The following is an 8147-nucleotide window of genomic DNA, read 5'->3' as shown; positions in this document are numbered from 1 at the left end:
TGGGAGAGTATGTCGTCGCCTTTCTTTTGAAAAACCCTATTCCTATCGGAATGGGGTTTTTTGTTTTATAGGTACGCGGTTCGAAAGTCCCATAATCAATTCATATATTAGAAGTATTCAGAAAATTAAAAAATGTTATATATTTATAAAAATTTGTAAGTAATGTTTTTTTTAATTTTTAATAAAAATACAGATATGAAAAGAAGGAATTTTTTAACAGGTACAACTTTAGCAACAGTAGGATTAGCAACTCTTTTTATTGAGGGCTGCAACAATACTAATAAAAATATTGGAGATAAGTCTTTAGATTCAGAAACAGCTGTAGTATTTGAACTTGATGAAGAAACAATCAGTAGTTTACAAGAAAAGTTAGTCTCTGGTCAATATAATTCCCAACAATTAGTAGAATTATATTTGAAAAGAATTGAAGAAATTGATAATAACGGTTTAAAGTTAAATTCAATTATTGAAATTAATCCTGATGCTGTTTCAATTGCAAAAGAAATGGATGCTGAAAGGAAAAATAGAAAATCAAGAGGTTCATTGCACGGTATTCCTGTTATTATAAAAGATAATATAGATACAGCTGATAAAATGCAAACTACAGCTGGTTCATTAGCTATGGTTGGAAACGTTGCTACTAATGATGCTTTTATTGTAAAAAAATTACGTGATGCTGGTGCCATAATTATTGGTAAAACTAACCTAAGCGAATGGGCTAATTTTCGCTCTACTCAATCAAGTTCAGGATGGAGTAGCAGAGGTGGTCAAACTAAAAACCCCTATATTCTCGATCATAATCCGTGTGGATCAAGTGCGGGTTCAGGCGTTGCTGTTGCAGCAAACCTTTGTGTTGTTGCTGTAGGGACAGAAACCGATGGTTCAATTGTTTGTCCTGCTTCTGTAAATGGAGTAGTTGGAATTAAACCGACTGTTGGACTTATAAGTAGATCTGGAATAATTCCAATATCAAAAACTCAAGATACGGCTGGTCCTATGGCAAGAACTGTAAAAGATGCAGCAATTTTATTGGGTGTTCTTGCGGGGATTGATAAAACTGATTCAATTACAATTGAAAGTAAAGGAAAAAGTTTTTCTGATTATACTCAATTTTTAGATTTGAATGCGTTGAAAGGAAAACGAATTGGAATTGAAAAAAAGCCACAAGGCAACAATCAATTTATTAATTCACTTCTAGATAATGCAATGAGACAATTAAAACAAAAAGGAGCTACAATTGTTGAAATTGATTATATCAACAAAATTGACGCATTGGGTGAAGCTGAATATGAAGTTTTGCAATTTGAATTTAAAGATGGATTAAACCATTATTTATCTAATGCAAAATCAAAAGTTAAATCATTAAAGGATGTAATTGATTTTAATTTGGCAAATGAAGATAAAGCAATGCCCTATTTTAAACAGGAAATATTGGAATCTTCCAACTTAAAATCTGGGCTCAATGAAAAAAAATATAGAGATGCTTTGAACAAGAGCTTTAACGGCAGTAAAATGATTTTAGATTCTGTTATTATGAAATATGAACTCGACGCAATTTGTGGAATTACGATGGGTCCTGCTTGTAGTATTGATATGATTTATGGAGATCGTTGGGGGTATTCTTTGACGTCACCTGCTGCAATCAGTGGTTATCCGCATATTACAGTTCCCTGTGGAAAAGTCTATGATTTACCTGTTGGTTTATCTTTTTTCGGGACAAGTTATAGCGAACCAAAATTATTGGGAATTGCTTATGCTTATGAACAAGGTTCTAAACATAGGGTAAAACCAACATTTAAAAAATCATTTTTGTAGTTAATTTTTGTTTTGTAAAAAATTAATTACCTTATCAATTACTTCAGAATTTCCTAGAATTTTGCGATGACCTAATCCTTCGGTTACAAATAATTCTCCATTCTTTAGGTGTTTGTGGATATGAAATGCTGCACTTATGGGAACTTCGATGTCAATTATATCGTGAATAACCAAAACTGGAATGGCTATTTCAATTGCTGATTTGTATGCTGAAAAGTCATCCATTTTGACATCATATTTTTTTTCAAAATACAAACGTAATTGTAAACTTGTGCTCGGTTGTAACTGCAATTTTGCCACAAAATCGTCTAAGATATCCTGAACAACATCGCCACTTCCTATTATTACTAAACGATTAATTACTAGTCCTTTTTTTGTGGCATTTATTAATGACATACCGCCTAAAGAATGTCCAACAGCGGCTTCAAATGGGCCATATTTTTTCTCTACTTCTAATATTGTTTCTATGAATTCCGTCATTATAGTAGTTTTACCTGCCGATTTTCCATGTGCTGGAGCATCAAAACTTACTGTAGAATAGCCAACTTTTAATAATTCCTCGGCAATTTTAAAAAGTTGTGTTCCTCGCCCAGACCATCCGTGAGACAATAATATTTTCTTATCACTTTTGCCGTATTCATAAGTCATTACTTTTTTATTTATGACAGGAATTTCAATTAATTTTTGAATGCTTTTCTTTTCCATTTCCAATTCCCTTTTAGGAGTCCTATGTTTTATGGGTGTTGTGAATAATTTTGCCGAAAGCAGTATTGATAATTTTGGTGAAATTGAAGCAATAATTTTACTAAACAGCAGTATAAGTTTAGGAATTTTCAATGATTGTTTATGATTTGGAGTTTTTTTTGGCATTTTAATAAATTTTCACTTGATTTGATATTTGATAAATTATTTTACTAAATTTAGAAATATAAAAGTAACCATTTTATTAGTTTATTTAAATTTTGGAACTTTTAAAGCAATAATTAATTTTTTAGGTAGTATTTATCTACTTTAGAATTTGTAAATAAATTAGAATGGAAATACTTCATATAGCAGCTGAATGTTATCCAGTGGCAAAAGTAGGTGGATTGGGAGATGTTGTGGGTTCTCTACCAAAATATCAAAGTAAAGCTGGGCATCTTGTAAAAGTTGTTATTCCTCATTATGATACAATATTTATTAATGAAAACGAATTTGATTGTATCTATTCGGGTTTTGTGAAATTGGGAAATTTTAATTTCCCCTTCAATATTAAAAAAGAAAGTACTTGCATTTTAGGTTTCGAATTGTATTTGGTTGAAATTCCAGAATTATTCGATAGGAAGGAAGTGTATGGATATGAAGATGATATAGAACGTTTTGTGTCTTTTCAAATAGCCACTTTGGATTGGATTAATTCTAGAAATGATATTCCGGATGTAATTAATTGTCACGATCATCATACTGGATTGATCCCTTTTATGATGCTGTATGCTAATAAATATGAGAAATTAAGAAACATTCCAACGGTGATTACAATACATAATGCCATTTATCAAGGACAATTTGGTTTTGATAAATTGTATTATTTACCAGATTTCGATTTGTCGAAAGTAACTTTTTTAGAGTGGGATAATCGAATTAATTCACTGGCAACAGCCATCAAATGTGCTTTGGCAGTATCGACAGTTTCTCCTAATTTTCTGAATGAAATCAATAATTTTGGCTATGGATTAGAATCTTTATTCAACCTAGTTAGACATAAATCCAGAGGGATCTTGAATGGAATTGATATTGAGGTATGGAATCCACTAAAGGATGAAATGTTGTTTGCCAATTATTCAATTAAAACTTTAGATAAGGGTAAACAGAAAAATAAAGAAAAGTTGTGTAGTCAATTTGATTTAGATCCAACAAAACCGCTTTTTAGTTTTATAGGAAGATTATTAGAAGAAAAAGGAGCCGATTTATTGCCACAGGCCGCTGCAATGGCTTTGTCTGAAAATTTTTTGGAAATTAATATTTTAATTTTAGGTTCAGGAAATGCAGAAATAGAAAATCAATTGAGTCATTTATTGGCTACTTTCAAAGGAAATTATAATGTTTTCATAGGTTATAACGAAGAATTGGCACATCAAATTTATGCAGGTTCTGATTTTTTATTAATGCCATCTAGAGTTGAACCTTGTGGTTTGAATCAGATGTATTCCTTTAGATATGGAACAATTCCAATTGTGAGAAGGACGGGAGGTTTAAAAGATTCAGTTATTGATATTGGAGATAACGGAAACGGAATTTGCCATTACCAAGCATCCATTGTAGATATTTGTTCTTCGATTCAAAGGGCTGTAAAGTTGTATAAAGACAAGAAAAACCTTAAAAAAATTCAAAAAATAGGAATGAATATTGACCACTCTTGGGAAAAAGTGTGTCAAGAATATATAGAAATGTACCATTTAATAACTTACTAAAATGAAACCAAAAAAGAAAAATGTTATCGCAATTATTCTTGGTGGAGGACAAGGCTCTAGATTGTATCCATTGACAGAAACTCGTTCAAAACCTGCTGTGCCAATTGGAGGAAAATATCGATTGGTCGATATTCCAATTTCGAATTGTATGAATTCGGATATTTATAGAATTTTTGTATTGACACAATTCAATTCGGCTTCGTTGAATGCTCATATCAAAAATACTTACCATTTTAGTATTTTTAGTCATGCTTTTGTCGATATTTTGGCTGCAGAGCAAACACCGGATAATCCAAGATGGTTTCAAGGTACTGCTGATGCCGTAAGACAGTGCATGCCTCATTTCCTGAATCATGATTTTGATTATGCTTTAATTCTTTCAGGAGATCAATTGTATCAAATGGATTTGAACGAAATGATTGAAGAGCATATTAAAAACGAAGCTGATATTTCTATCGCTACTTTGCCTGTAAACTCAAAAGATGCACCTGAATTCGGAATTTTAAAAACTAATTCTGATAGTTTTATTGAAGCTTTTATCGAAAAACCTGCTAAGGAACTTTTGCCAGAATGGGAATCCGACGTGAGCGATCTAATGAAAAGTGAAGGTAAATTATATTTGGCATCTATGGGAATTTACATTTTTAATAGAAAATTCTTGTTGGAAGTTATGGAAGATTCAAGCACTAAAGATTTTGGTAAAGAAATTATTCCTCAAGCTGTTGGATACAAAAAAATATTTAGTTTTCAATATGAAGGGTATTGGACGGATATTGGTAATATAGATTCCTTTTTTGAAGCTAACATTGGATTGACAGATGATTTACCACATTTTAATTTATTTGATGACGACAATAAAATATATACTCGCCCAAGATTGTTACCACCCACAAAATTCAAAAAAACAAGTATTGACAAATCTATAATGGCCGATGGTTGTATTGTAAATGCCAAAGAAATCGTTCGTTCTGTTATTGGAAATCGTTCCCGAATAGGTGTAGATTCGATTATTCATAATACTTATGTAATGGGAAATGATTATTATCAAAGTATAGATGAAATGATTAGCGATACTAATAATAACAAGCAATTGATAGGAATTGGGGAAGGCTGTTTTATAAACAATGCTATTGTTGATAAAAATTGCAGAATTGGAAATGGTGTTTATATCAATGGTGGTAAGCATTTAGAAGATGTATCCAATGAATTATACATGATAAAAGAGGGAATTGTTGTTATCAAAAAAGGGGTAACTATTCCAGATAATTTCTCTATAAAGTAATTTATTTGTAAAATTAATTTGAAATACTGCTAATATTTTTATAACAGTATTTCAAATTATATGCGCTAAATGTAGTAGAATTTTAAAATTAAAAAATGCAGAATCAAACCCGAATAGTTATCGAAAATGTGATGCCGCAACTTGATGGAGGCGTCAATCCAATAAAAAGAATAATAAACCAAAATGTATATGTAATAGCAGATATTTTTTCCGATGGTCATGATATCATAGAATGTTGTGTTAAATTCAAGAATGAAAAGGACAAAAAATGGCAAGAAGTCCGAATGGAACCTACGGTAAATGATAGTTGGAATGCCAGTTTCAAGGTCGAGAAACAAGGATATTACACCTTCTTTGTTGAAGGTTGGGTAGATTATGCCTTGAATTGGCAACACGGAACCCTTCGCAAAATTCAAGACAAGCAATATGTAAAATCTGAATTATTAGAAGGTGCTGAATATGTTCGAGCCATTTTAGATGTAGTCGATTCGCACGAAAAAGATTATTTGAATACATTGATTCATTATTTTACTACTGAAAACGAATACGAAAATGCCATTCGAGAAGCTACATCTCCACATCTGAATTACCTATTTAAGAAACATCCAAAACGTCTTTTAGTGAACAAATCTTTAGATTTAAAAGTTTACGTTGATAGAAAAAAGGCATTGTTTAGCACTTGGTATGAGTTTTTTCCTCGTTCAGCATCTTCCGAAGAAGGGAAACACGGCACTTTCAAAGATTGCGAAAGGTTGTTGCCAAGAGTGGCTTCGATGGGTTTTGACACTTTGTATTTTCCACCCATTCATCCCATTGGAGAAGTAAATCGAAAAGGAAAAAATAATGCAACCAATGCAGAATCTGGCGATGTGGGTTCACCTTGGGGAATTGGTTCACAATATGGTGGACATAAATCCACTCATCCAGAATTAGGAAGTATTGAAGATTTCAAATCCTTGGTCAAAAAAGCAAAAGAGTTAGGAATTGAAGTTGCAATGGATTATGCCTTGCAAGCCGCTCCTGATCATCCTTATGTGAAAGATTTTCCACAATGGTTCAAATGGCGTCCAGATGGAACGGTGCAATATGCCGAAAATCCACCCAAAAAATACCAAGATATTCAACCCATTTACTTCGAAAGTAGTGATTGGAAAAATCTTTGGAAAGAATTATTGGATGTTGCTTTGTTTTGGATAGAAGAATGTGATGTCAAAATTTATAGAGTAGATAATCCGCATACCAAACCTTTCTATTTCTGGGGTTGGTTGATTAGTGAAATCAAGAAAAAACATCCCGATGTATTGTTTTTGGCTGAGGCTTTTACCCGTCCAAAAATTATGAATGAGTTGGCGAAGCAGGGATTTACTCAATCCTACACCTATTTTACTTGGCGAAGTTCTAAAAATGAATTAATAGAATATGTCGAAGAATTAACTAAATCGGATCAAAAAGAGTTTTATCGTCCCAACTTTTGGCCCAATACTCCCGACATTAATCCCGGGCATTTGCAACACGGAAATGAATCTATTCATCTTCAAAGGTATTTCTTGGCAGCAACATTAAGTTCTAGTATTGGAATATACGGACCTGTTTTCGAATATCAAATTTCAACCCCATTGGCTCCAGGAAAAGAAGAATATTTGAATTCTGAAAAATATGAATTTTTTAAATGGGATTGGGATAAGCAGAACAAAATTACTACTGTTATAAGTAGAATCAACAAAATCAGAAACGAACATGCTTCCTTGCAACAAACTAATAATATTATTTTTTGTCTTACCAATAATGATAAGGTAATGGCTTATTATAAATATGATGATGAAAAGCAAGATGAAACACTTATGGTTGCAAGTCTCGATTCTAATTATACTGCACAATCTATGGTGCTTCTTCCTCAAGAGTTATTGAGTAAGCTTCCACTAAAAATTACCGATTTAGTCACTGGAAATAGTTATATTTGGGAGAAAGAATGGAATTTTGTGGAGATTTCACCTGGTTTACCTTTCCATTTGTTTAAAGTTGAACGATAACAGAATTTTTTTAACCACATAGTAAAATTTGTAAATTAATAGAATAAAGAATTTCATAGGCATAAAATTCTCACATAGCAATTTTTTGTGTAGTTAATTAAGAGAAGCAGGACTCAAAAATATATAGACAATCTAACTTACTCTATAATTGGTGCAGCTATTGAAGAACACAAAATAATGGGGAGAGGACTTTTGGAAAGTGTCTATCACCAATGTTTGAAAGAAGAGTTTACGTTAAGAAATATAAATTTTATTTCTGAAATGAAGATACCAGTAATTTACAAAGAGAAAGAATTAGAATCTGATTTTAGATGCGATTTGTTTGCTGAAAGTGCTATAATAGTAGAATTGAAATCTACATTAAATATTCATCCAATTTATGAAGCTAAATTATTGAATTATATGAACCTCATAAAATCTCCGAAAGGGATTTTAATTAATTTTAATTGCAACAATATTTTCAAAGAAGGCCAAAAAACATTTGTTAATGATTATTATAAAAAACTGCCTAAAGAATAAATTTTATGATTCAAACTATGAAATCTATGAAAAGTGAAACGCCTAAAATTT

6 protein-coding genes are annotated in these 8147 nt (G+C 31.7%); 5 read left to right on the top strand and 1 reads right to left on the bottom strand.

Annotation, left to right across the window (positions count from 1 at the left end):
• The first annotated feature begins 162 nt into the window (after positions 1-162).
• Positions 163-1815, top strand: coding sequence for an amidase (locus FNW17_RS13335; RefSeq protein ID WP_235893015.1), 1653 nt, complete (start codon positions 163-165; stop codon positions 1813-1815).
• On the opposite strand, the gene FNW17_RS13330 is transcribed toward FNW17_RS13335, so the two are convergent.
• Entirely contained in the window at positions 1816-2685 is an 870-nt protein-coding gene (locus FNW17_RS13330) for an alpha/beta fold hydrolase (protein ID WP_144071887.1), read from the bottom strand.
• A 164-nt stretch (positions 2686-2849) separates the two neighbouring features.
• Between FNW17_RS13330 and FNW17_RS13325 the strand changes: the two genes are divergently transcribed.
• The 4 genes from FNW17_RS13325 (at position 2850) to FNW17_RS13310 (ending at position 8096) form a co-directional block, all read left to right on the top strand.
• A complete protein-coding gene (locus FNW17_RS13325) occupies positions 2850-4265 on the top strand; it encodes a glycogen synthase (RefSeq protein ID WP_144071886.1) in 1416 nt (471 codons plus the stop codon).
• Between the two features lies 1 nt (position 4266).
• Complete coding sequence (locus FNW17_RS13320; RefSeq protein WP_144071885.1) at positions 4267-5547, top strand: glucose-1-phosphate adenylyltransferase; 1281 nt, start codon at positions 4267-4269, stop codon at positions 5545-5547.
• A 95-nt stretch (positions 5548-5642) separates the two neighbouring features.
• A complete protein-coding gene (locus FNW17_RS13315; RefSeq protein WP_143391804.1) occupies positions 5643-7577 on the top strand; it encodes an alpha-1,4-glucan--maltose-1-phosphate maltosyltransferase in 1935 nt (644 codons plus the stop codon).
• A gap of 96 nt (positions 7578-7673) precedes the next feature.
• Positions 7674-8096 (top strand): GxxExxY protein, encoded by a 423-nt coding sequence (locus FNW17_RS13310; protein WP_144071884.1) that lies wholly within the window; start codon positions 7674-7676, stop codon positions 8094-8096.
• The last annotated feature ends 51 nt before the right edge of the window (positions 8097-8147 follow it).

It is taken from the genome of Flavobacterium franklandianum, from assembly GCF_007097365.1.
GTDB lineage: Bacteria > Bacteroidota > Bacteroidia > Flavobacteriales > Flavobacteriaceae > Flavobacterium > Flavobacterium franklandianum.
The sequence above is the reverse complement of the archived record's forward strand: the minus strand, read 5'-3'. Positions and strand labels throughout refer to the sequence as shown.